This is a genomic window from Streptomyces lancefieldiae (assembly GCF_031845825.1).
Taxonomy (GTDB): Bacteria; Actinomycetota; Actinomycetes; order Streptomycetales; family Streptomycetaceae; genus Streptomyces; species Streptomyces lancefieldiae.
This window is the reverse complement of sequence record NZ_JAVRFH010000005.1, coordinates 11907-35382: the sequence shown is the minus strand read 5'-3', so window position 1 is coordinate 35382 and position 23476 is coordinate 11907. Positions and strand designations below refer to the sequence as shown.

Below are 23476 nucleotides of genomic sequence, written 5' to 3'. Positions count from 1 at the left end.
CACGCGGCGCCTTCCCCTCAAGGCGCCCGGTCTCGCGTGCGCGACCCCGGATGGAGCTTCGTGGCCGGTCGCACGGATCGCTCACATTAACCGCCTGGTTCGCCGTGGGGCGACGCCAGTGACGTATCCCACTTCCCTTACACCTGGACAATCCGGCCCATTCCTTGGACAAGGGTCCGCACTCTTGCGCTCCTCTTGCGCCGTCTTGGACCACGCTTTACTCGCAGACGTCCTCCGCGGCGGTGTTTCCGCTGAACGTCGGTGCCGGGGAAACGCCGTTGGAGGGGGCGCGGGGAACGGGGGAACCGGTGCCCTCGCCCCCCTCGTCCACCGTGTCCCGCGGGGGTGCCGCCTCGATGGTCACGGGTGCGTCCGTCCGCAGACGGGTGAACAGCTTCTCCGCGTCGGGCTCCACGAGTTGGTCCCGATTGGCGTCGCCCGCGTACGACTCCCGGGGGACGGTCAGGAACTGCGTCCGTTCGGTGGGAATGTGGCGCAGTCCCCGTACGAGGTCGTACAGACCGCGCAGACTCGCGAGGCCCGGATCGGTCGTGAGGGACGAGGTGGCCGCGTCCAGGACGGGATACAGCTTCACCGGGTTCAGCAGGACGTGATCGCTCCGCACCTTGCTGACGAGCGCTCCCAGGAACCGCTGCTGCCGGTCCATCCGGTCGGTGTCGCTGCCGTCACCGAGCGACTTGCGGGCTCGGACGTAGCCGAGGGCCTGCTCCCCGTCGAGCGTCACGTGGCCCGCGGGCAGCCTCAGTTTGGCGTCCTTGTCGTCGACCGGTTTCCGCAGGCACACCTCGACGCCGTCGAGCGCGTCGACCATCCGCTTGAAGCCCTCGAAGTCGACGACCACGTGATGGTCGACACGGACGCCGGTCAGCTTCTCCACCGTGCGGACCGTGCACGCCGAACCGCCCGCCTCGTAGGCGTAGTTGAACTGCGCGAACACCGGCCGGGTGCGTGACCCGTCCCGGTGGCGGCAGCCGGGCACGTCCACCATCAGGTCGCGGGGGAGGGAGACGGCGGTGGCACTGTCCCGGCCCGCGGACAGGTGCAGCAGGATCGTGGTGTCCGACCGCTCGGTCCCGTTGTCCCGCCCGTAGCGCTCGTTGCCTTCACCGGAGCGCGAGTCCGATCCGATCAGCAGTACGTTCTGCGCGCCGCGGACCAGCGAGGTGGGCCGCTCCTTCTCGTACCGGGCGAGCTCCGCCGCCGCCGCCTCGTCCGACGTGATGTTGCCGTCCAGCTTGGCGTACACCGCCCACCCGACCCCCACGGCACCGGCGGCCAGCACCACGACGACGACGCCCGAACGCCGCCACCGCCGCCTGCGACGCCGCCGCCGCAGCCCGGCCCCGGTCGCGGACGCCCCTTCCCCGGGCCCGGAGCTCCGCTTGCCGCCGCCCCCCACGGAGGGCGCGTCCGCGTCGTCGCTCACGTCTCCCTCCGTCCCGCACACGTACGTCCCTACGACCATGACCCGAGCGAGCCCGGGACGCGGAACGGGACTGAGCCGAACGGGGGCAGCCGGCGGGCATTCGTGCGGCCCCGGCCTGCGGGCAGGCACGCCGCCCCAGCCTGCGTCCAGCCGTGCCGACCCAGCCTGCGCCCAACCGTGCGGCCCCAGCCTGCGGGCAGCCGTGCGGCCCCAGCCTGCGTCCAGCCGTGCCGACCCAGCCTGCGCCCAACCGTGCGGCCCCAGCCTGCGGGCAGCCGTGCGGCCCCAGCCTGCGCCCAGCCTGCGTCCAGCCCTGCCGACCCAGCCTGCGGGCATCGTGCCGCCCAGGGCGGCACGGGTGGGCGCAGGCGGCACCCCGTCAGCGCCGGGCTCGCGTCCCACCCCGCCCCCACCCCGACGCCGGGCGCCGGATCAACGCAGGGCCCCTCCCCGCACCCCCGCCCTCACCTCGACGCCGGTCACCAACAACCCGCAGCCACCTCACCGCGCCGTGGCCGAAACCCGCTCCGCCTCGATCCGCTGGTCCACAACCCCCGCCCCCGCCTGCTCCAGATGCCGGCACAACACCACCGACCCCCCGCTTGCCAACGGCCCGTACAACCCCGCGCTCAACCCCTCCCACGTGTCGTACGGCAACCCCGACAGAATCCGCGCCCCCGGCCCCGTCAGCCCGAGCCCCGACGCCTCCGCCCGAGCCCGCTCCACGACCTCCGCCCCGCTGAACTCCCGCCCGGCCACGATCAGCGCCGGCTCCTCCGGATCCACCGGCGCGTACGGCACGAACCGGTCGCCCTGCCCCGGCACCTCCACCGCGTAGTCGACGAAGCCCTCCGGCGGCCCTGGCACGAACCGCCCCCCGAGCGGCCGCAGCGCCAGCGCGATCCGCGCACCCGAGCACGCCCGCGCCGCCTCCAGCGACCGGGGCTCCGGCCCGCTCACCACCACGTCGGCCGCCGCGGGATCCCCCGCCACGTCGGCGACGACACCCACCGACGCGCACGCCAGCAGCCACACCGCCGTCTGCCAGTGCGCGGGCAGCAGCAGCGAGACCCGGTCGCCGGGTTCGACGGACAGTTCGTCCTGGAGCAGGTTCGCGGTCTTGGCCACCCAATTGGCGAAGGTGGCCACGGACAGTTCGACGCGTTCGCCGGTGGCGTCGTCGTAGAAGGTCACCAGGGGGCGTCCCGGGTCCGCGGCGAGCGCGGAACTCAGCAGGTCGGCAGGGGTGCGGTCGGTCGCGTTCACCCGCGCAAGCGTACGCGGGCCCACGGACGCGCACCGAGCGGACGGCGTACCGCACGGCCACCGGATCGGACGAAAACAACCTACGGCACGTCAGTTCGCAAATGGACACATTTGTCTGACGGTGTCCAGGATCAGGGGCATGCGTGGATTCCTTGCTTCCTCGATCGGTGTCACCTGCGCGGCAGCTCTGGCCGTCCCGCTCGCCCCGCCCACGGCGGCGGCCACCACCCCGGCCCCGCACACGACCACGGCGGCGGCGCGGGCCGAGGCGTACGCCCCCGGCAGCACCCAGTCGCTGCCCCTCGTCCCGCTCGCCCGCGACCGCACCCCCGACACCGCAGAACAGGGCGTTCCCCGGCGCCACGTACGGCCCTTCTCGCTGGTCGGTGTCATCTGGGACGACCCGGCCACCGAACTCCACGGCCGTGTCCAGGTCCGTACGCGCGCCGCCGCCGGCGGTGCCTGGTCCGCCTGGCAGGAGCTGGAGACCCACGCCGCCGACCACGCCGCCGATCCGGACACGCCCGAGAGCACCTCGGGCCGCGTCCGGGGCGCCACCGCACCCCTGTGGGTGGGCGAATCCGACGGGGTGGAGGTACGGGTACGGCCGGAGAGCAACCCCGCAACCACCGCCCACGCCCCCGCGACCACCACCCGCACCCGCGAGGCCACCCGAGCCGCCCCGGCCGCGCCCCCGCTCCCCACCGGCCTGCGCCTGGAACTCGTCGACCCCGGCGAGGGCACCCCGCCCGCCGCGGGCCCTGGTCCGGGGGAGGGCCCCCGCACCACCGCCATGTCCGCCGAGATCCCCGCCCTGGACCGCGCCCGGACCGAGGCGGAACTCCTCGCCCAGGGCGCCGCCGGCGCGCTGAGCGCGCAACAGAAGGCCAAGCCGCGCATCGGCCCCCGCCCAAGCATCACCACGCGCCGCGGCTGGGGCGCCGACGAGAAGCTGCGCGAGAAGAAGTTCGTGTACACGAAGAAGGTCAAGGCGGCCTTCGTGCACCACTCGGCCACCGGCAACAACTACCGCTGCTCCCAGGCCCCGTCAGTCATTCGCAGTATCTACCGCTACCACGTCAAGAGCATGGGCTGGCGTGACATCGGCTACAACTTCCTCATCGACAAGTGCGGAAGGATCTACGAGGGTCGGGCCGGGGGCGTGTCCAAGGCGGTGCTGGGCGCGCACACCCTGGGGTTCAACTCCCACAGCATGGGAATCGCCGTCCTCGGCACCTACAGCTCCAAGAAGCCGTCGTCCGCCGCCGTCAAGGCGATCGCCCGGCTCACCGCCTGGAAGCTCGGTCTCCACGGCATGAATCCGCGCGGAAAGACATACCTGAAGTCCGGGGGTGGCAATCTCTACCGAAAAGGTAAGAAGGTACGACTGAACGTCATCTCCGGTCACCGCGACGGCTTCGCCACGAGCTGCCCCGGCAAGAAGCTCTACGCCAAGCTCCGCTCGGCCCGCTCGACGGCGGCCACATACCAGGGCCGCTGAGGGCGGGACACCGTACGGTCACCGAAGGCGCCAGGGAACGGTCTGCATACACTGGCCGGCCGAAAGACAGTTCGGCCGGTCCCGGCAGGAAGCAGAGACGACAGGTGACAGAAGCGATCCTCCTGGTCGGCGGCAAGGGCACGCGGCTGCGTCCGCTCACGGTGCACACCCCGAAGCCGATGGTCAGGGCGGCGGGCGTGCCGTTCCTCACGCATCAGCTGGCGCGCGCGAAGGCGGCGGGCGTCGACCACATCGTGCTCGCGACGAGCTACCTGGCAGACGTCTTCGAGCCGTACTTCGGCGACGGCTCCGCACTGGGCCTGCACCTGGAGTACGTCACGGAGGAGGAGCCGCTCGGCACGGGCGGCGCGATCCGCAACGTGGCGTCCCGGCTGCACTCCGGTCCCGAGGACCCGGTGCTGATCTTCAACGGCGACATCCTGACGGGCCTGGACATCGGCGCGCTGGTCCGCACCCACGAGACGACGGGCGCGGACGTCTCCCTGCACCTGACGAAGGTGACGGACCCGAGGGCGTACGGCCTGGTCCCCACGGACGACACGGGCCGGGTGCTGGCCTTCCTGGAGAAGCCCCAGACCCCCGAGGAGATCGTCACCGACCAGATCAACGCGGGGGCGTACGTCTTCCGCCGCTCGGTCATCGACACGATCCCGGCGGGGCGCCCGGTCTCGGTCGAACGCGAGACGTTCCCGGAGCTCCTGGCCACCGGAGCGCACCTCCAGGGCATGGTCGACTCCACGTACTGGCTGGACCTGGGCACCCCGGCCGCCTTCGTACGCGGCTCGGCGGACCTGGTCCTGGGCCGCGCCCCGTCCCCGGCGATACCGGGCCGCTGCGGCGACCGGCTGGTCCTGCCCACGGCGCGGGTCGCGCCCGACGCCAAGCTGGCCGGCGGCACGGTGGTCGGCGAGGGCGCCTTCGTGGCGGAGGGCGCGCGCGTCTTCGGCAGCACGATCCTTCCCGGTGCCGTCATCGAACCGGGCGCCGTCATCACCGACTCCCTCATCGGCACCCGCGCCCGCGTCGGCACCCGCTCGGTCCTCACCGACACGGTCATAGGCGACGGTGCCGTCATCGGCGCCGACAACGAGCTCCGCTCCGGCGCCCGCATCTGGTGCGACGCCCACATCCCCCCGGCGTCCCTGCGCTTCTCGTCGGACGCATAACACCATCGACTCAGCCCCCACGCAGCCACCGGCAGCCGTACGCCCGCAGCTACCGGCAGCCGTACGCCCGCAGCTGCGGGCAGCCGTACGCCCGCAGCTGCGGGCAGTCGTGCCTCCCCCAGTGCCTGAACAGCCTGGGAGGTACCCCCAGGGCGGCACGGGTGGGCGGTGGGGGTCCCCCCGCTCATGGGGGTCCCCCCGCTCGAGCGAAGCCGAGAGTGGGGGAGAAGCCGAGAGTGGGGGAGGCACCCGTAACGCCGGGCCGCGCACCCCACCCCGGCGCCCGCACCCACGCCGGGCGCCAGGCCCACACCCCGCCGCGCAGCGACCCGCGCCGCTCGCCACCTCAGCAGAGCCCCACCCGCAGCGCCCGCGCCACCCGCCGGGCGAAGTCATCGACCGGCGGCCGCGTGCCGTCCCGCGTCGCGTCGTACGCGAACGCTCGCTGCGCGCACGCCCCCAGCAGCAGCGACGCCGCGGCGAACGTGTCCGCGTCGGCCCGGACCCGGCCCGCGCCCTGCTCGGCGCGCAGGTACGTGTCGAGCCCTTCGATCGGCAGATGCGGCCCGGTGCCCATCTCCCGCATCACGTCGTCGTGCCGCCGCTTGAGCCGCGTCTCGGCGTACAGCGACGCGGCGATCGGGAAGCTCTGCTCGTAGAAGAGCGTGGCCCGACGGGCGATCTCCGTGAGGTTCTCCTCGAGGGAGGCTCGGCCCGGCTCGGCGGCGAGGCCGTGCAGCAAGGGGGTCAGCCGCGGCAGCCGCTCCGAGAGGACCCGGATGAACAGGTCCTCCTTGCTCGCGAAGTACTTGTACAGCGCGGCCTCGGAGCAGTCGGCGCCCTTGGCGATCTCCTTGGTAGTGGCCCGGGCGAGCCCCACGGTCAGCATCAGCTCGTAGGCGGCGTCCAGGATGCGTTCCCGGGCCGGCTTGGCGGACGGCATGGCTGCTCCAGTCGGGCTTGACCAGCGGGTGATTGCTTACTCAGAGTAGAGGAGACGGGGGTGAGTGAGTACTCACCCACCCGAGGGAGGAGTACGCCATGAATCTCACCGTCTTCGGTGCTACGGGAGGCGTCGGCCAGGAGGTCGTCCGCCAGGCGCTCGGCGCCGGACACCAGGTCACGGCCGTCGTACGCGACCCCGCGCGGTTGTCCGTGACCGGCGAGCGCCTCGAGGTGTTCCGGGCGGACCTGAGCGACCCGGCGGCGCTGCGCCCGGCGGTGGCCGGCCGGGACGCCGTGCTGTCCGGGCTCGGGGCCCGTCGGCGCGCCGACGCCGGGGTCGCGAAGAGGCTGACCCGGACGGTGCTCGACGCGATGGAGGCGGAGGGCGTGCGCAGGCTGCTGGTCGTCAGCGCCGCTCCGGTCGGGCCCGAGCCCCAGGACGCGGGGCTGCTGGACCGGAGCGTGCGCGCCGTCGTCTCCGCGGTCCTCAAGGACGTCTACGCCGATCTGCGCGCCATGGAGGCGGAAGTGGCGCACAGTGCCACGGACTGGACGGTCGTCCGGCCGCCGCGGCTGCAGAACAAGCCGGTCTCCGGGCGGTACCGGAGGGTGGTCGGCGGGTTCCCGTCCAAGGGCCGTTTCCTGGGTCGCGCCGACGTGGCCCACGCCATGCTCGCGATGACCGAGGACGCGGGGACGGTGAAGCAGGGCGTGGGCGTGGCCTACTGATCGGCTTCGGCTAGAGGCTGACGCCGACCGTCACCGGTTCGTTGACCAGCGTGACGCCGAAGGCCTCGCGGACGCCGCCGACGACCTCACGGGCCAGCGCGAGCAGGTCCTCGGTGGTCGCCTCGCCGCGGTTGGTGAGGGCGAGGGTGTGCTTGGTGGAGATGCGGGCGGGGCCGGTGCCGTAGCCCTTGGTGAAGCCGGCCTTGTCGATCAGCCAGGCCGCGGAGGTCTTGACACGGCCCTCCCCGGCCGGGAAGGCGGGCGGCTCGACGCCCTCGCCGAGGCGTTCGTCCACGCGCGCGCGGAAGGCGGCGAACTCCGCGTCCGTGAGGATCGGGTTGGTGAAGAACGACCCGGCCGACCAGGTGTCGTGGTCCTCGGGGTCCAGGACCATGCCCTTGCCCGCGCGCAGCTTCAGCACGGTGTCACGGGCGGTGGCGAGCGGCACCCGGTCGCCCGGTCCTACGCCGAGGGCACGGGCCGTCTCGGCGTAGCGGAGGGGTGCGGAGAGGCCGTCGGCGTCCTCCAGCTCGAAGCGCACGCGCAGGACCACGTATCGCTCGGGCTCGGCCTTGAAGCGGCTGTGGCGGTAGGAGAAGGCGCAGTCGGCGTTGGCCAGGGTGACCGTCTCTCGGATCCGGCGGTCGTACGCGGTCACCTCGGTGATCGTGGAGGCGACCTCCTGGCCGTACGCCCCGACGTTCTGGATGGGGGTGGCGCCCGCCGAGCCGGGGATGCCGGCCAGGCACTCGACGCCGGCCAGTCCGGCCTCGACGGTGCGGGCGACGGCGTCGGTCCAGATCTCGCCGGCCGCCAGCTCCAGCGTCGTGCCGTCCAGGGAGAGGCCGCGCGTGGCGATGTGCAGGGCGGTGCCGTCGAAGCCCTTGTCGCCGATGACCAGGTTGGATCCGCCACCGATGAGCAGCAGGGGCGTGCCGGTGTCGTCGGCCTCGCGGACGGCGGCGATCACCTCGGCGTCGGTCGTGGCCGTGACCAGGCGGGTCGCCGGTCCTCCCAGCCGGAAGGTGGTCAGCGGGGCGAGGGGGGCGTCGTGGAGTTCCTGCACGCGCTCAAGACTACGAGACGGCACCGGCAGCCCCGGGCAGCGGGAAACGCCCCGGCCGGTCGGCCGAGGCGTTCTGGTCCGGGTGGAGCCCGGTGCTCGTGCGGTGGGCGGTACCGGCGGGCATCCCACGCGCGCGGGGTCACGTCAGGCGTCGGCGTACCTCCGCCCAGCTCACCGGCGGTTCGTCGCTCGTCGCCGACCAGGTGACGAACCTCGCGTCCCGCATCTGCGCGGACAGGCCGCGGGAGGTCGGGGCGTGGGTGCCGGAGTGGGCGAAGGTCTTGAGGGCCTCGGGCGACTCCCAGGCGGACAGCGTCCAGAACGTGCGCTTGAAGGGCTCCGCCTTCAGGGAGGCGCCGTACGCTCCCCGCGCGCCCCTGACCTGCCGCCACACGCCCGGCGTGCGTGCCAGGAACTTCAGTGCTCCCCCCAGGGTGCGGGTCTCGAAGCGGGAGGCGAAGACGTGGACCTCGGTGGCCTGCGGCGGCCGGTTGGGCACGGTCCAGGGAAGAGTGGGCATGTCGGGCTCCTTTCGTTTCTCACGGGTCGCTTCTCGGCCGTCGCGCGGGTCAGCGGGAGGCCGTTCGGGCCGTGGTGACGAGCGCCGGTTCGGCGGCCGGGGCGACCTTCGTCCCGGCCCCGTCCTCGGCCGAGGGGCCGCCCCGGCGGCGGGCCGGGATCAGCAGGGCCGCGACGCCCCCGAGGGTCACGATCCCGGCGCCCACCGCGACCGCGGGCCGCAGCCCGTCGACGAAGGTCTGCGCGGACTCGTAGCCGCCCTGGGTCGCGAAGACGGAGGACATCACCGCGATGCCGAGCGCGCCGCCCACTTCGCGCAGCGCGTTGTTGGCGCCGGAGGCGACGCCCTGCTCCTTCGGCACGACGCTGGACATCACCAGGGCGGAGGCCGGGGCGAAGAACAGGGCCATACCGATCCCGCTGATGATCAGACCGGGCAGTTGGACGGCGTAGGAGGCGTCGGCCGTGATCACGGAGGCGAGGTAGCCGAGACCGGCCGCCTGGAGGAAGAGTCCGGCGGCGACGACCGGGCGCCCTCCGATCCGGTCCGAGAGGATGCCGGCGATCGGCGCGACCAGCATCGGCATGCCGGTCCAGGGCAGCATGCGCAGGCCCGCCTCGGTGGGCGAGTAGCCGAGCACGCCCTGCATGTACTGGCTGAGCAGGAAGATCGAGCCGAACATCCCCAGGAACATCAGCAGGCTCGCCGCGTTGATGCCGGCGAAGGCGCGGGAGCGGAACAGCCGCATCGGGAGCATGGGGTTCCGGGCGCGGGTGCTGTACAGGACGAAGCCGGCGAGCAGGGCGGCGCCGGCGGACAGGGCGGACAGCACCACGGCACCGGTCCAGCCGTCGACGGGCCCGCGGACCAGGCCGTAGACGATGCCGAAGAGGCCGCCGCTGGCGAGCAGTGTGCCGGGGAGGTCGAGGGGACCGCCGGCGCCGTGCGACTCGGCGAGGCGGAGGCGGGCGAGCGGCAGCAGGGCGATGCCCAGCGGAACGTTCAGCCAGAAGATCCACTGCCAGGAGATGTGCTCGGTGAGGCTGCCGCCGACCAGCGGACCGGAGGCCACGGCCAGCCCGTTGACCGCGCCCCAGATGCCGTACGCCATCCCACGCCGCTCGGCGGGCACGGCGGCCGTCAGCAGGGTCAGCGTCAACGGCATCATGATCGCCGCGCCGACGCCCTGGACCGCGCGGGCGGCGATGAGGGAGTCGATGCCGGGCGCCATGGCCGCGGCGGCGGAGGCGCCGGTGAAGACGGTGAGGCCGACGAGGAAGAGCCGGCGGCGGCCGAAGCGGTCGCCGAGGGCCGCGCCGAACATCAGCAGGACGGCGAAGGTGAGCGTGTAGGCGCTCACGGTCCATTCCAGGTCATGCAGCGCCCCGCCCAGATCCTCGCGGATGGAGGGCAGGGCAGTGGTGACGACGAGATTGTCCAGGGCCGCCATGAAGCCGGCGACGCTGGTGATGACGAGGGCCCAGACCGCTCCCCCGCCGCGTGAACTCTGACGTGCGCTCTGTTGTGACATCTCTCCCCCAGAGGGCGTGCACTGCTGTTGGATTAGTAATTGATCACTAACTTTTGAGGCCATGAGTATGCGCCGCACGGCCGGAGCACGCCGGGGGACCTACGAGGCGTCGTCCGGGTTCCGCTTGACCCGTGCCGACAGGTAGAGCCCCTCCCAGATCCGGTGCTCCGGCGGGAAGCCCATGCCGGCCAGGGTGTTGATCAGCATGCCGTACGCCATGAAGCTCGTCGTCTCGCCGATGTCGCCGCCGAGCGGCAGGTGCACGGTGTCCCAGAGCTCCATCCAGCCCTTGCGCACCATCTCGCCGAACTCGTGATCCCCGGCGGCCTCGGCCGCCGCGACCGTCACGTACGTCTGCAGCTGCATCTGCAGCCGCTCGGGCTGCTCGGTGATCAGGCGCGCATAGGCCTCTGCCATGGCACGCAGCGCCTCTTCGCCGTGCAGCCCCTCGGACGACTCCTCGAAGACCCGGCGCATCTCCTGAAGGCAGCGTTCGGCAACCGCGAGGAAGATCGCCTTCTTGCCCGGGAAGAGCCGGAAGAGGTACGGCTGGGAGACTCCCACCCGCTTGGCGATGGCCTCCGTGGACGTGCCGTGATAACCGCCCCTGGCGAACTCGCTCATCGCCGCGCGGATGACGCTTTCACGTCGCTCCTCGGCGCTCATCCTGACCATGGACGTAAGTTAGTACTCAATCACTAACTACGTCAAGGGCGGTCGACGCACGGCATCAGGGGGCCATCGGGGGGCGCGTAAGGGGTGCTCTTCCGGGAGGGCACCCCTTACGCGATGGGCAGGTCAGCCCAGTCGTACGACGGCCCGGGACATGCCGAGGACCTTCTGTCCGGCGCTGGTGGCCGTGAGGTCGACGCGGACCTTGTTGTCGTCGAGCTTCGCCGCGACCTTGCCGCTGACCTCGATGACGGCACCCTGGTCATCGTTGGGGACGACGACGGGCCTGGTGAAGCGGACGCCGTACTCGACGACCGCCGCGGGATCACCGGTCCAGTCGGTCACCACGCGGATCGCCTCGGCCATGGTGAACATGCCGTGCGCGATCACGTCCGGCAGACCGACCTCCTTGGCGAACCTCTCGTTCCAGTGGATCGGGTTGAAGTCGCCGGAGGCACCCGCGTACCGCACGAGCGTGGCGCGGCTCACAGGGAAGGACTGAGCGGGCAGTTCGGTGCCGACCTCGACGTCGCTGTACGCGATCTTCGCCGTCGCGGTACGGGTCAGGGGATCCGTCATGGGATGCTCACGCCTCCTCGGCCGCGCGGGCCACGAGCTTGGTCCAGGCGGTCACGACGTGCTCACCGGCCTCGTCGTGGACCTCGCCGCGGATGTCCAGGATGTCGTTGCCCGCCATCGACTTGATCGCCTCGATGGTCGAGGTGACCGTCAGCCGGTCGCCGGCCCGCACCGGACGGACGTACGCGAACTTCTGGTCGCCGTGCACCACCCGGCTGTAGTCCAGGCCGAGCTGCGCGTCCTCGATGACCTGACCGGCCGCCTTGAACGTGATCGAGAACACGAAGGTCGGCGGTGCGATCACATCCGGATGGCCGAGCGCCTTCGCGGTCTCCACGTCCGTATACGCCGGGTTGGCATCCCCCACCGCCTCCGCGAACTCGCGGATCTTCTCCCGGCCCACTTCGTAGGGCGCGGTCGGCGGATAGGTCCGCCCCACGAACGACTGGTCGAGCGCCATGGGCTCGCAACCTCCTGCTGCTTCTCTGCGTGCGGCTGTGGGTGCCGTCCTGGGCACCGCTGAACCAAACGACGCGAGGCCGCCCCCCAGTTTCGGGGAACGGCCTCGTGTACGAGCCTGATTTATCGCGTTTCGCGGTGCGCGGTGTGCGCGTTGCAACGCGGGCAGTGCTTCTTCATCTCCAGTCGGTCCGGGTTGTTACGCCGGTTCTTCTTGGTGATGTAGTTCCGCTCCTTGCACTCCACGCAGGCCAGCGTGATCTTCGGGCGGACGTCGGTGGCAGCCACGTGAGTGCTCCTTGACGAACGGATTGATGGTATTAACGCAGGAAAGAGTAGCCGATTGAAGGACCGACCCCGCAATCGGCTACTAAGAGTAGCGGTGACCGGACTTGAACCGGTGACACAGCGATTATGAGCCGCTTGCTCTACCGACTGAGCTACACCGCTGTGATGCGATCGGGCCCCGCCTTGCGACGGGAACCTCTCACACCAGAGCCCCAAAACGGAATCGAACCGTTGACCTTCTCCTTACCATGGAGACGCTCTGCCGACTGAGCTATTGGGGCGAGCGATGAAGACATTACACGGTCGCCCGCCGTTCGCCCAAATCCGTTTCGCCGCCCCTGCCCCGTCCCGTCCCCGGGCCTCCCCGATCGCCCGCCCGTACCGCCCCGCCGCGCGCCCGTACGGCTTCGGCCGCGCGCGCCCGTACGCTCCCCGGCGGGCCCCGCGGCGGACCGCATCGGTACGACTATTGCGCTCCTCCGCGCCACCGGCTGATCACCGTCCTAGGCTCGACTCACTCTGCGTGATCTTGCGTCCCCACTGCGCAGCCCCGAGCCCAGAGGAGCGCGATGCCCGACAGTCAGCCGCAGCCGCCCCACTCTTCCTCCCCCTCGGGTCCCGCCGGCCGCGGCTCACTCCTGCTCTCCGGGGCGCGGCTCGCCGACGGCCGGACCGTGGACGTACGGCTGCACGACGGGCGCATCGAGGCGGTCGGCACCGCCGGCAGCCTGACGACGGCCCGCCCGCCCGGCACCGGCACCCGCGTGGACCTCAGCGGCTATCTACTCCTCCCCGCCCCCGCAGAACCCCACGTCCACGGCGACACGGCGCTGACGGCCGACGCCCCGGGCCCCGTCTCCTACGACCCCCAGGACGTCCAGCGCCGGGCCACCGAGGCCGCCCTGCTCCAGCTGGGGCACGGGGCCACCGCGCTACGGGCACACGTGCGCGTGGGCGACGTTCCGGGACTGGGCGCCCTGACCGCCGTACTGCGGGCGCGGCGCACGCTGCGCGGACTGGCCGAGCTGACCACCGTGGCGATGCCGAGGGTGCTGACCGGAGCGGCCGGGGCGGACGGGCTGGCGATGCTGCGGGACGCGGTCAAGATGGGCGCCGACGTGGTGGGCGGATGTCCGGACCTGGACCCCGACCCGGCGGGGTACGTGGAGGCGGTCCTGACGATGGCCGGCGAGCACGGCCGCCCGGTCGACCTGCACACCGACGCCGCCGACCCGGCGCGGCTGGCCCGGCTGGCGGCGATGGCGGGCGGGTTGCGCCCCGGAGTGACCCTCGGCCCCTGCCACGGCCTGGGGCGGCTGCCCGCCGACGTGGCCGCCCGGGCCGCGGACCGGCTCGCGGCGGCCGGAGTGACGGTGGTGTGCCTGCCCCAGGGCGCGTGCGGTGCCCTGGACCACCGCGACGGCACGGCTCCGGTACGGCTGCTGCGGGCGGCCGGGGTGCGGGTCGCCGCCGGCAGCGGCGCGCTGCGGGACGTGTCCAACCCGGTCGGGCGCGGTGACCCCTTGGAGGCGGCGTTCCTGCTGGCCTCGCGCCACGGGCTGCGCCCCGAGGACGCGTACGACGCGGTGAGCGCCGCGGCCCGGAGGGCCCTGGGTCTGCCCGAGGTGCGGGTGGAGGCGGGCTTCCCGGCCGAACTCCTCGCGGTGCGCGGGGACCGGCTTGCGGGAGCGCTGTCCCTGGCGTACAGCAGGATCGTGGTGCATCAGGGGCGCGTGGTGGCGCGGACGAGCGCGGTACGCGAGTACGGCGACTCGACGACCGCGACGGACCTGGACCTGCCCCGGCAGGGTCGCGGGGAGCGTGGTGACCGCCCCTGACGGGAGCGCGACGAACGGCCCCGAGGGTGCACCCGCGTGGGCCGGCGGAGTCCGGTGGTACGGGGTGGAAAGCGGCCGAAGCCGTACGGCGCGGGCGGCCGTCGGGGCGTACGGTCGAAGACATGCGCATTGTCATCGCTGGGGGTCATGGTCAGATCGCGCTGCGGCTGGAGCGGTTGCTCGCCGCGCGCGGTGACGAGGTGGCGGGCATCATCCGCAAGGCCGAGCAGGCCGACGATCTGCGCGCGGCCGGCGCCGAACCGGTCGTGCTCGACCTCGAGTCGGCCTCGGTCGAGGAGGTCGCGGAGCGGCTGCGCGGCGCGGACGCGGCGGTCTTCGCGGCGGGCGCGGGCCCCGGAAGCGGGGCGGCCCGCAAAGAGACGGTGGACAAGGCGGCGGCGGTCCTCTTCGCGGACGCGGCGGTCCGGGCGGGGGTGCGGCGCCTCGTCGTCGTGTCGTCCATGGGCGCCGACCCGCATCACCAGGGGGACGAGGTCTTCGACGTCTACCAGCGCGCCAAGGGCGAGGCCGACGCGTACGTGCGCTCGCTGGGCGAGCTGGACTGGACCATCCTGCGCCCCGGCGTGCTCACGGACGACGCCGGTACCGGCCTGGTCCGCCTGGAGGCACACACCGGCCGCGGCCCGGTCCCGCGCGACGACGTGGCCGCCGTCTTGGCCGAACTGGTCGACACCCCGGCCACCAACGGCCTGACGCTGGAGCTGATCAGCGGCTCCACGCCGGTGTCGGTGGCGGTGAAGTCGGTCGCCGGGAACTGAGGCCGGCGCGGGGCGCGAACGGTCAGAACAGGGGCAGCTGGCCGGGAAAGTCGGGGACGACGTACCCGTCCAAGGACGGCTGCACCGCACCCAGTTGTGCCGGTCGACGCGAACCCGGGCAGGAGACGAGATCGCCGCTGCCCCTCGCACCGGGCGGGTCATGACGCGCGTACCGCCCCGCGACGACGGCGATCTCGCGACGGCACTCGGGGCAGGTTCTGCGACGGGATGACGAGGCCATGGCACCAGTCTGCCCGGAACACGGGCACCGAGCCGGACCTGTGATCCCCCCTCCCGGCCCATGAAACGACAAGAGGCCCCGTGACCTGCTGTTCGGGCAGGTCACGGGGCCTCTCGTTCCCGTGTGGCGGCGCCAGGATTCGAACCTGGGAAGGCTGAGCCGGCAGATTTACAGTCTGCTCCCTTTGGCCGCTCGGGCACACCGCCGGGGTTCGCTGCCCTTCGAACCGCCTTTCGGCGGTGCTCCGTGGCAACGACGTAAACAATACCTGATGTGGAGGGGTGCTTCGCCACCCGATTGATCGCCGCTCGGGGGGCGGGGGGTGGCTAGGCTTGTCCGGATGCGGCCGAGGAACCCTGCCGGGCTCGGAGGCCGCCGACGAATGCCGGCACGGACCCGATACGCGGCCCGTCACGCACGCACATACCACGCACCCAGGTACAAACCCACATACAAGGAGCCACAGGACATGGCCGACTCCAGTTTCGACATCGTCTCGAAGGTCGAGCGGCAGGAGGTCGACAACGCCCTCAACCAGGCCGCCAAGGAGATCTCGCAGCGCTACGACTTCAAGGGCGTGGGCGCCTCCATCTCCTGGTCCGGGGACAAGATCCTCATGGAGGCCAACTCCGAGGACCGGGTGAGCGCTGTCCTCGACGTCTTCCAGTCCAAGCTGATCAAGCGCGGCATCTCGCTGAAGGCCCTGGACGCGGGCGAGCCTCAGCTCTCCGGCAAGGAGTACAAGATCTTCGCGACGATCGAAGAGGGCATCTCCCAGGAGAACGCGAAGAAGGTGGCCAAGCTCATCCGCGACGAGGGCCCCAAGGGAGTGAAGGCACAGGTGCAGGGCGAGGAGCTGCGAGTCTCCTCGAAGAGCCGGGACGACCTGCAGACCGTGATCGCCCTGCTGAAGGGCCAGGACTTCGACTTCGCGCTGCAGTTCGTGAACTACCGGTGACCTGCTGAGCAACGGCACGGACGGCACCATTTCACGGCGCGGGACAGTGCTCACGAGAAGGGCGGGTACCTGACCGACGGTGCCCGCCCTTCTCGTCCGCCGACGGCACGTGCAGCGTTTCAGTCGCGCGAGTTGCCGAACAGGAGCCGGTAGGCGACCAGGAGGACCAGGGAACCGCCGATCGCCGCCGCCCAGGTGGCACCGTCGTAGAAGTCCTTGCTGATCGGGTGGTCCAGCCAGCGGGCCGATATCCAGCCGCCGATGAAGGCGCCCGCGATGCCGATGAGGGTGGTGCCGACGAGCCCTCCCGGGTCGCGGCCCGGCAGCAGGAACTTGGCGATGGCTCCGGCCAACAGTCCGAGGATGATCCAGCTGATGACGGTCATGCCGTGACCCTGCCCTTTCTCCCTGTGCCCGCGCTGTCCCAGTGCTGTGGGCTCGTTCCTCCGCGCGTGTGTTCATGTCCTCTTGGCGGAGAGGACGTTCCGAGTGCGCCGTGTGGTTGCGCTGATCAGTAGGGTGCGACGCATGACACCTGCGGGTTCGGAGCTGCGGCGCACCCTTGGCGTCGGCGATGCCGTGGTCGTGGGGCTCGGCTCGATGATCGGCGCGGGGGTCTTCGCGGCCCTGGCACCCGCGGCCCGCGCGGCCGGGTCCGGGCTGCTGCTCGGTCTCGCCGTGGCCGCCGTCGTCGCCTACTGCAACGCCATGTCATCGGCACGGCTGGCCGCCCGGTATCCGGCCTCGGGCGGCACGTACGTCTACGGGCGCGAGCGGCTCGGGGTGTTCTGGGGGTACCTGGCGGGCTGGTCGTTCATCGTCGGCAAGACGGCCTCCTGCGCTGCCATGGCGCTCACCGTGGGTGCGTACGTCTGGCCGGAGCAGGCGCACGTGGTGGCGGTCGCGGCCGTGGTGGCGCTGACCTCGGTGAACTACGGCGGCATCCAGAAGTCGGCCTGGCTGACGCGTGTGATCGTGGCGGTCGTCCTGGTCGTCCTCGCTTCCGTGGTGGTGGTGTGTCTGGGGTCCGGTCGGTCCGACGCCGGGCGGCTGGACATCGGGCTGTCGGGCGGCGTAGCGGGGGTCCTGCAGGCAGCCGGTCTGCTGTTCTTCGCCTTCGCGGGATACGCGCGCGTCGCGACCCTCGGCGAGGAGGTGCGCGACCCGGAGCGCACGATCCCCCGTGCGATCCCGCTGGCCCTGGGCATCACTCTGGCGGTGTACGGGTGTGTCGCGGTGGCTGTCCTTTCCGTGCTGGGCGCGGGCGGTCTCGGGCAGGCGCCGGCGCCGCTGGCCGACGCGGTACGGGCGGCGGGCCTGCCGGAGCTGGTGCCGGTCGTGCGGGTGGGTGCCGCGGTGGCGGCGCTGGGCTCGCTGCTTGCTCTGATCCTGGGCGTTTCGCGGACGACGCTGGCCATGGCACGGGACCGTCATCTTCCCGGGGCGCTGGCCGCGGTGCATCCACGGTTTCAGGTGCCGCACCGTGCGGAGCTGGCCGTGGGTGCGGTGGTGGCGGTCCTGGCCGCCACTGTGGACGTGCGGGGCGCGATCGGCTTCTCCTCCTTCGGGGTGCTGATGTACTACGCCGTGGCCAACGCGTCGGCCTGGACGCTGAACCCGTCGAGGACGGCACGGGTCGTACCGGCGCTGGGTCTGGTCGGGTGCGTGGGGCTCGCGTTCTCGCTTCCGGCGGTTTCGGTGGGCGTGGGCGTGGGTGTGCTGGCGGTGGGTGTGGTGGCGTACGGAGTGCGCCGACGGGGGGCTTCGCGGTAGGCGGCTGCGGAGCGGTGGGGCCTGCGCGTCCCGGCCCGCCTCGGGCCGCCGTCGAGGGGCCGACGCGGAGGGTTCGGGTGTACTCCGGCTGTACACGGACTCCGTTGTGCGGGGTTCGTTGCGCGGAGTCCGTTATGCGGAGTCCGTTGTGCGAGATCCCTTGCCTGCGGTCGTCCGTGCGTGAGTATGACTGGCGTGAAGGTCGCCGTGCGGGTGCCTGATCGGCAGGGGTCCGCCGGGCGTGAACCGTCCCCCGGGTCGGGCCGTGCCGCACGCGGGCCCGGCGGGCCGCCCGCCCCGACGTGTGGCTCGGCGCCGCGGGACTGTCGGCCCTCGGCGCCGCGGGCCTGTGGCCGACTGCTTCTCAGGAGGCCTGTGCGGGCGCTGTGCCGGTCGTGTGCCTTCCGGCCGTACGTATGGGGAAGTCGGGCCACGGGTCCGGCTCCGGTCCTTCGTGGACCTCCTCGTACCAGCCCGTGCCGTCGACCCAGGCGCGCAGCCAGTCCGTGAGGCTCGGCGCGTCGACGTACCAGGCGTGGTCGGCGTCTCCGGCGTTGGGTTCGAAGAGCAGCACAGTGGCCTGGGGCGAGCGGCAGTCCACGCAGGCGTACATCGCGCAGCCCCAGTGGGATATCGGCAGGACGCCCTCGGGCCACGGCCAGTCGGGGTCCTTCAAGCCGTCTTCGCGGTTGGCCAGGTACTGGGCGACGGCGGCGGGCTCGCCGGCGGGTGAGCTGTCGAGCAGGGGCAACAGGCCGTACTCCGGGCCGAATCCACCGTCCCCTATCCGCAGGTAGAGCTCGGCGAGCAGCGTGGGGAGCGAGAAACCCAGGGCGGCCTCGGCGCGGGCCAGCGTCGCCCCGTCGGCGGGCTCGGGCAGGGAAGCCCAGCCCCACGGGCGGGTGTTGCGTGCCTTGGTGGCCACCCGTGCCAGCAACTGCTCGATCTCGGTCATGGGTTCATGATGCAGGTCGCCACTGACAATCGAGCGGGCCTGTGGACAACCCGTCGCCTGTGGAGAACGACGGCTCCTACCAGCCGGTCCTCTGCGTGGTGCCGGTGGCCGTGAACGGCCGGTCCGTCCGCACGATCTCGCGGCCCAGCGGGAGCAGGGAGACCGGGATCAGCTTGAAGTTGGCGATGCCGAGCGGGATGCCGATGATCGTCACGCACAGGGCGATACCGGTGACGATGTGGCCGATGGCCAGCCACCAGCCGGCGAGGACCAGCCACAGCACGTTGCCGATGCAGGAGGGGGCGCCCGCGTCTCGGCGCTCGACCGCCGTGTACCCGAAGGGCCACAGGGCGTAGACGCCGATGCGGAAGGCGGCGATGCCGAACGGGATGCCGATGATCGTGACGCAGAGCAGGACGCCCGCGACCAGGTAGCCGAGGAACAGCCAGAAGCCGCTGAGTATGAGCCAGATGATGTTGAGGATGGTCTTCACTGCTGTCGACCTGCCATCTTTTCGAGTCGGGCGATCCGTTCCGCCATCGGGGGGTGGGTGGAGAACATCTTCGACAGCCCCTGTCCTGGCCGGAACGGGTTGGCGATCATCATGTGACTTGCGGTCTCGATCCGGGGCTCCGGAGGCAGCGGAAGCTGTTTCGTGCCGTGCTCCAGCTTGCGCAGGGCGCCGGCGAGGGCGATCGGGTCGCCGGTGAGCTGGGCGCCGGAGGCGTCGGCCTCGTACTCCCTGGAGCGGCTGATCGCCAGTTGGATGACGGTGGCGGCGAGCGGTCCCAGGATCATGATCAGGAGCATGCCCAGCAGACCGGGTCCGTCGTCGTCGTTGGACCGCCCGACGGGGATCAGCCAGGCGAAGTTGACCAGGAACATGATCACTGAGGCCAGGGCGCCCGCGACGGAGGAGATCAGGATGTCGCGGTTGTAGACATGGCTGAGCTCGTGCCCGATGACGCCGCGCAGCTCTCGCTCGTCGAGCAGACGCATGATGCCCTCGGTGCAGCACACGGCCGCGTTGCGCGGGTTGCGGCCGGTCGCGAAGGCGTTCGGTGCCTCGGTCGGCGAGATGTACAGGCGGGGCATGGGCTGGCGGGCCTGGGTGGAGAGCTCGCGGACCATGCGGTACAGCGCCGGGGCCTCGAACTCGCTGACCGGGCGGGCGCGCATCGCGCGCAGCGCGAGTTTGTCGCTGTTCCAGTACGCGTACGCATTCGTGCCCAGGGCGACGAGGACGGCGACGACGAGCCCCGCTCGGCCGAAGAAACTGCCGATGACGATGATGAGCGCGGACAGTCCCCCGAGGAGTACTGCGGTCCTGAGCCCGTTGTGCCGGCGGTGCACGGTACGCCCTCCAAGTGGTGCGGCAGGGGAACCCTTCGCTTGCTGGTCTCGCTCGCTGTGGTTGCTTCCTGGTCTCCAGTGCCACCGGTGCCGTGGGTGACACGTCCAGTGGACCCTTCCGTACTGGTCAACGCCAGGCGAGGGCCACCAGTTCCCCGGGGCCTGCGGCGGCACGCGTCCTCCGTACGGGTGACGGTCGGCGTGCGGGGCACGCGCGCGTGCAAGGCAGGTACCGCCCACTCGCGCGCTGGGGACGGATGTCGCTCAGAAAAGGCCGGAGTCGGCGAAGCGCAGGATCAGCTGGGGTGCTCCGGACAGGGCCACGGCGAGGACCGCGGTCAGGGTGATCGCGGCTGTGACGGGGGCGGGAACGCGGTGCTTGACGGTCGCGCCCTTCGGCGCGCGGAACAGCAGCGCCGTCCATTGAAGGTAGTAGAACAGCGCGATGACGACGTTGACGGCCATGACGACGGCCAGCCAGCCGAGGCCCGCGTCGACGGCCGCGGAGAAGACCGTGACCTTGGCGAAGAGCCCGATGACGCCGGGCGGCAGTCCGGCGAGGCAGAGCAGGAAGAACGCCAGGAGCAGGGCCGTCAGCGGGTTGGACGCGTACAGGCCGCGGTAGTCGGCGACGCGGTTCGAAGACTTCGTACGGCCCACGAGAGCGGCAACGGCGAAGGCGCCGAGGTTCACCGCGGCGTACATGAGGGCGTAGGCGACGGTGGAGCCGATCGACCGCTCGGGGTCGGCGGAGTACGCGGCGGCGGCGATCGGCACCAGGAGGTAGCCGGCCTGGCCGACGGACGACCAGGCGAGCAGGCGTACCGCGCTGTACGCGCGCGTGGCCTGCTGGCGGAGGGCTCCGACGTTGCCGACGGTCATGGTGAGCGCTGCCAGTGCCGCGAGGGCCGGTCCCCAGACGTCGGCGTAGGACGGGAGGGCGATGACGGTGACGAGGATCAGGCCGGAGAAGCCGACCGCCTTGCCGACCACGGACAGGTAGGCCGCGATCGGCAGGGGCGCGCCCACGTAGGTGTCGGGCACCCAGAAGTGGAACGGGACGGCGGCCGTCTTGAAGGCGAAGCCGACGAGGGTGAGGACGACGCCGGTCTGGGCGAGCGTGGTGAGCTGGCCGTCGACGTGCTGGATGCGGTCGGCGACCTGGGTGAGGTGGAGGGTGCCGGTGGAGGCGTACACGAAGCTGATGCCCATGAGGCTGACCGCGGTCGCGGTGACCGAGGACAGGAAGAACTTCAGGGCCGCTTCGGAGGACCGGCGGTCGCCCTGCCGCAGGCCCACGAGGGCGAAGGCGGGCAGGGAGGCGACCTCCAGGGCGACGATGAGGGTCGCGAGGTCGCGGGAGGCCGGCAGGAGCGCGGCACCGGCCGCCGAGGAGAGCAGCAGGAACCAGAACTCGCCCTCGGGGAGTCCCCGGTCGGCGTCCCGCACGGCGGTGACCGACAGCAGGGCGGTCAGGAGGGCACCGCCGAGAACCAGGAACTGGATGGCGAGGGTGAAGGTGTCCGCGGTGTAGCTGCAGACATCGGCATCGCCGGTCAGGCAGAACGTGGAGCGGTCGCCGTCGATCAGGGGCAGCAGCATGAGGGCGGAGGCGGCGAGTCCGGCAACCGAGATCCAGCCGAGCAGGGACTTGCGGGCGTCCTTGACGAACAGGTCGGCCACGAGGACGGCGAGACCGACGACCGCCGTGATGGTGGGCGGCGCGATGGCGAGCCAGTCGACGGACTGGACGAGGTTCTGGGCCGGCGACTGCGAGAGGGTCTCGCCGAGAGACTGGGCCGGGGAGCTCATCGGGTGCCTCCTGAGAGGAGCTGCTGCACGGCCGGGTCGGTCAGCCCGAGGAGGGTCCTGGGCCAGAGCCCGGCGACGACGGTGAGGGCGACGAGCGGGGTCCAGGCGGCGAACTCGTACGTGCGTACGTCGGTGAGCATCGGGGCCTCCTGCGGTACCGCGCCCATGCAGACGCGGCGGACCACGATCAGCATGTACGCGGCGGTCAGCAGCGTGCCGAAGGCGGCGACGGCCATGAAGGTGAGGAACGCCGGACGGCTGAGGTCGTCGTGGGGGTCGAAGGCGCCGAACAGGGCCAGCATCTCGCCCCAGAACCCGGCCAGACCCGGCAGTCCGAGCGAGGCGACCGCGGCGAAGGCGAGCAGGCCGCCCAGGCGCGGTGCCTTGCCGTACAGGGCGGCTCCGGTCTCCTCGGAGAGGGTGTCGAGGTCGGTGGTGCCGGTGCGGTCCTTGAGCGCGCCGACGACGAAGAAGAGCAGGCCGGTGATGAGGCCGTGGGCGATGTTGGCGAACAGGGCGCCGTTCACGCCGGTCGGGGTCATGGTGGCGATGCCGAGCAGCACGAAGCCCATGTGGCCCACGGAGGAGTAGGCGATGAGGCGCTTGAGGTCGCCCTTCGCGCCCTGTTTGGCGAGGGCCAGGCAGGCCAGGGAGCCGTAGATGATGCCGACCACGGCGAACGCGGCGAGGTAGGGCGCGAAGGTGCGGAAACCGTCCGGCGCGACCGGGAGAAGGATGCGGACGAACCCGTACGTACCCATCTTCAGCAGGACGCCGGCCAGCAGGACCGAGCCGACGGTCGGCGCCGCGGTGTGGGCGTCGGGCAGCCAGCTGTGCAGCGGCCACATCGGGGTCTTGACCGCGAGCCCGATCCCGATCGCCAGGACGGCGACGACCTGCACGGATGTGGTCAGCGACCGGCCGTTGTCAGTGGCGAGTGCCACCATGTCGAATGTGCCCGCCGTGATTCCGATCAGGAGCAGGCCGAGCAGCATGACGACGGAGCCGAGGAGCGTGAAGAGGATGAACTTCCAGGCGGCCCCGGCCCGTCCCTCGCCGCCCCAGCGGGCGATGAGGAAGTACATCGGGATGAGGACCATCTCGAAGGCGAGGAAGAACAGGATCAGGTCGAGGACGGCGAAGGTCGCGAGGGTGCCGGACTCGAGGACGAGCAGCAGCGCGACGAATGCCTTCGGGGACGGGCCCGAGGGCATCTTGAAGTACGAGTAGAGCGCGCAGAGGAAGGTCAGCAGCGCGGTCAGGACCAGCAGGGGGAGGGAGATGCCGTCGATGCCGAGGTGGATGCGCACGTCGAGTGCCGGGATCCAGCTGATGTCCGTGCTGGCCTGCATCTTCGACGGATGGTCGTGGTCGAAGCCGAGCACGAGGACGATCGCGGCGATGAGCACGGCGCCGGTGACGGTGACGCCGTGCCGCAGCACGGCCTGGTCGGGGGACTTCCCCTTCAGCCCGGGCGGGGCCGGCAGGAGGGCTGCGACGGCGCCCAGGAGCGGGCCGACGACGAGGAACGCAAGAAGGAACTGCATCACGGACTCGTTGATATCGATCACGCCTGC

At 71.6% G+C, this 23476-nt stretch carries 24 protein-coding genes and 3 tRNA genes; 7 read left to right on the top strand and 20 right to left on the bottom strand.

What is annotated here, in order from left to right:
* Positions 1-217: 217 nt before the first annotated feature.
* Together RM812_RS06590 and RM812_RS06585 are read right to left on the bottom strand one after the other, a co-directional pair.
* Entirely contained in the window at positions 218-1447 is a 1230-nt protein-coding gene (locus RM812_RS06590; RefSeq protein WP_394816425.1) for an LCP family protein, read from the bottom strand.
* 501 nt (positions 1448-1948) lie between these two features.
* Entirely contained in the window at positions 1949-2713 is a 765-nt protein-coding gene (locus RM812_RS06585; protein ID WP_311571442.1) for a TIGR03089 family protein, read from the bottom strand.
* Positions 2714-2852: 139 nt separating this feature from the next.
* On the opposite strand from RM812_RS06585, the gene RM812_RS06580 reads away from it, so the two are divergent.
* Together RM812_RS06580 and RM812_RS06575 are read left to right on the top strand one after the other, a co-directional pair.
* Positions 2853-4214, top strand: coding sequence for a peptidoglycan recognition protein family protein (locus tag RM812_RS06580; RefSeq protein WP_311571441.1), 1362 nt, complete (start codon positions 2853-2855; stop codon positions 4212-4214).
* Positions 4215-4318: 104 nt separating this feature from the next.
* On the top strand, positions 4319-5401 hold the full coding sequence (locus tag RM812_RS06575; protein WP_311571440.1) for a mannose-1-phosphate guanylyltransferase: 1083 nt from the start codon (positions 4319-4321) through the stop codon (positions 5399-5401).
* Between the two features lie 346 nt (positions 5402-5747).
* On the opposite strand, the gene RM812_RS06570 is transcribed toward RM812_RS06575, so the two are convergent.
* Positions 5748-6344, bottom strand: a complete 597-nt coding sequence (locus RM812_RS06570) for a TetR/AcrR family transcriptional regulator (protein WP_311571439.1) — start codon at positions 6342-6344, stop codon at positions 5748-5750.
* 98 nt (positions 6345-6442) lie between these two features.
* Between RM812_RS06570 and RM812_RS06565 the strand changes: the two genes are divergently transcribed.
* The gene (locus RM812_RS06565; protein WP_311571438.1) at positions 6443-7075 is read left to right on the top strand and encodes an NAD(P)-dependent oxidoreductase; all 633 of its coding nucleotides are present in this window, start codon (positions 6443-6445) and stop codon (positions 7073-7075) included.
* A gap of 10 nt (positions 7076-7085) precedes the next feature.
* Here the strand turns inward: RM812_RS06565 and RM812_RS06560 are convergent, their stop codons facing one another.
* From RM812_RS06560 to RM812_RS06520, 9 genes are all read right to left on the bottom strand, one after another.
* Positions 7086-8141 (bottom strand): UDP-N-acetylmuramate dehydrogenase, encoded by a 1056-nt coding sequence (locus RM812_RS06560; protein WP_311571437.1) that lies wholly within the window; start codon positions 8139-8141, stop codon positions 7086-7088.
* A gap of 139 nt (positions 8142-8280) precedes the next feature.
* Positions 8281-8661 (bottom strand): DUF3291 domain-containing protein, encoded by a 381-nt coding sequence (locus RM812_RS06555; RefSeq protein WP_311571436.1) that lies wholly within the window; start codon positions 8659-8661, stop codon positions 8281-8283.
* Positions 8662-8710: 49 nt separating this feature from the next.
* The gene (locus RM812_RS06550; RefSeq protein ID WP_311571435.1) at positions 8711-10192 is read right to left on the bottom strand and encodes an MFS transporter; all 1482 of its coding nucleotides are present in this window, start codon (positions 10190-10192) and stop codon (positions 8711-8713) included.
* Between the two features lie 99 nt (positions 10193-10291).
* The gene (locus RM812_RS06545; protein ID WP_311571434.1) at positions 10292-10867 is read right to left on the bottom strand and encodes a TetR/AcrR family transcriptional regulator; all 576 of its coding nucleotides are present in this window, start codon (positions 10865-10867) and stop codon (positions 10292-10294) included.
* 123 nt (positions 10868-10990) lie between these two features.
* Entirely contained in the window at positions 10991-11443 is a 453-nt protein-coding gene (locus tag RM812_RS06540; protein WP_311571433.1) for a MaoC family dehydratase, read from the bottom strand.
* A gap of 7 nt (positions 11444-11450) precedes the next feature.
* Positions 11451-11903, bottom strand: a complete 453-nt coding sequence (locus RM812_RS06535; RefSeq protein WP_311571432.1) for a MaoC family dehydratase N-terminal domain-containing protein — start codon at positions 11901-11903, stop codon at positions 11451-11453.
* Between the two features lie 122 nt (positions 11904-12025).
* Positions 12026-12190: a 50S ribosomal protein L33 gene (gene rpmG, locus RM812_RS06530; RefSeq protein WP_003948671.1), complete on the bottom strand. Its 165-nt coding sequence runs from the start codon at positions 12188-12190 to the stop codon at positions 12026-12028.
* Between the two features lie 89 nt (positions 12191-12279).
* Positions 12280-12352 (bottom strand) — tRNA-Met (locus RM812_RS06525).
* 46 nt (positions 12353-12398) lie between these two features.
* Positions 12399-12471: transfer RNA gene (locus RM812_RS06520), tRNA-Thr, on the bottom strand.
* A 288-nt stretch (positions 12472-12759) separates the two neighbouring features.
* Between RM812_RS06520 and RM812_RS06515 the strand changes: the two genes are divergently transcribed.
* Both RM812_RS06515 and RM812_RS06510 read left to right on the top strand, forming a co-directional pair.
* The gene (locus RM812_RS06515) at positions 12760-14028 is read left to right on the top strand and encodes an amidohydrolase family protein (RefSeq protein ID WP_311571431.1); all 1269 of its coding nucleotides are present in this window, start codon (positions 12760-12762) and stop codon (positions 14026-14028) included.
* Positions 14029-14150: 122 nt separating this feature from the next.
* Positions 14151-14807 (top strand): SDR family oxidoreductase, encoded by a 657-nt coding sequence (locus RM812_RS06510; protein ID WP_311571430.1) that lies wholly within the window; start codon positions 14151-14153, stop codon positions 14805-14807.
* Between the two features lie 22 nt (positions 14808-14829).
* On the opposite strand, the gene RM812_RS06505 is transcribed toward RM812_RS06510, so the two are convergent.
* A complete protein-coding gene (locus RM812_RS06505) occupies positions 14830-15048 on the bottom strand; it encodes a hypothetical protein (RefSeq protein WP_311571429.1) in 219 nt (72 codons plus the stop codon).
* A 124-nt stretch (positions 15049-15172) separates the two neighbouring features.
* A tRNA-Tyr gene (locus RM812_RS06500) sits at positions 15173-15254 on the bottom strand.
* 263 nt (positions 15255-15517) lie between these two features.
* On the opposite strand from RM812_RS06500, the gene RM812_RS06495 reads away from it, so the two are divergent.
* Entirely contained in the window at positions 15518-16006 is a 489-nt protein-coding gene (locus RM812_RS06495) for a YajQ family cyclic di-GMP-binding protein (protein ID WP_311571428.1), read from the top strand.
* A gap of 119 nt (positions 16007-16125) precedes the next feature.
* On the opposite strand, the gene RM812_RS06490 is transcribed toward RM812_RS06495, so the two are convergent.
* Positions 16126-16392 (bottom strand): GlsB/YeaQ/YmgE family stress response membrane protein, encoded by a 267-nt coding sequence (locus RM812_RS06490; RefSeq protein ID WP_217143371.1) that lies wholly within the window; start codon positions 16390-16392, stop codon positions 16126-16128.
* Between the two features lie 142 nt (positions 16393-16534).
* On the opposite strand from RM812_RS06490, the gene RM812_RS06485 reads away from it, so the two are divergent.
* Complete coding sequence (locus RM812_RS06485; RefSeq protein ID WP_311571427.1) at positions 16535-17779, top strand: APC family permease; 1245 nt, start codon at positions 16535-16537, stop codon at positions 17777-17779.
* A gap of 364 nt (positions 17780-18143) precedes the next feature.
* Here RM812_RS06485 and RM812_RS06480 read toward each other — a convergent pair whose 3' ends face one another.
* The 5 genes from RM812_RS06480 to RM812_RS06460 form a co-directional block, all read right to left on the bottom strand.
* A complete protein-coding gene (locus tag RM812_RS06480) occupies positions 18144-18734 on the bottom strand; it encodes an SMI1/KNR4 family protein (RefSeq protein ID WP_311571426.1) in 591 nt (196 codons plus the stop codon).
* Between the two features lie 76 nt (positions 18735-18810).
* The gene (locus RM812_RS06475) at positions 18811-19227 is read right to left on the bottom strand and encodes a YccF domain-containing protein (RefSeq protein WP_311571425.1); all 417 of its coding nucleotides are present in this window, start codon (positions 19225-19227) and stop codon (positions 18811-18813) included.
* Positions 19224-20087 (bottom strand): zinc metalloprotease HtpX, encoded by an 864-nt coding sequence (htpX, locus tag RM812_RS06470; RefSeq protein WP_311571424.1) that lies wholly within the window; start codon positions 20085-20087, stop codon positions 19224-19226. Before htpX ends, RM812_RS06475 begins: the two co-directional genes overlap by 4 nt.
* Before the next feature lie 264 nt (positions 20088-20351).
* The gene (locus RM812_RS06465; protein WP_311571423.1) at positions 20352-21899 is read right to left on the bottom strand and encodes an NADH-quinone oxidoreductase subunit N; all 1548 of its coding nucleotides are present in this window, start codon (positions 21897-21899) and stop codon (positions 20352-20354) included.
* On the bottom strand, positions 21896-23470 hold the full coding sequence (locus RM812_RS06460) for an NADH-quinone oxidoreductase subunit M (RefSeq protein WP_311571422.1): 1575 nt from the start codon (positions 23468-23470) through the stop codon (positions 21896-21898). Before RM812_RS06460 ends, RM812_RS06465 begins: the two co-directional genes overlap by 4 nt.
* Positions 23471-23476 lie beyond the last annotated feature (6 nt).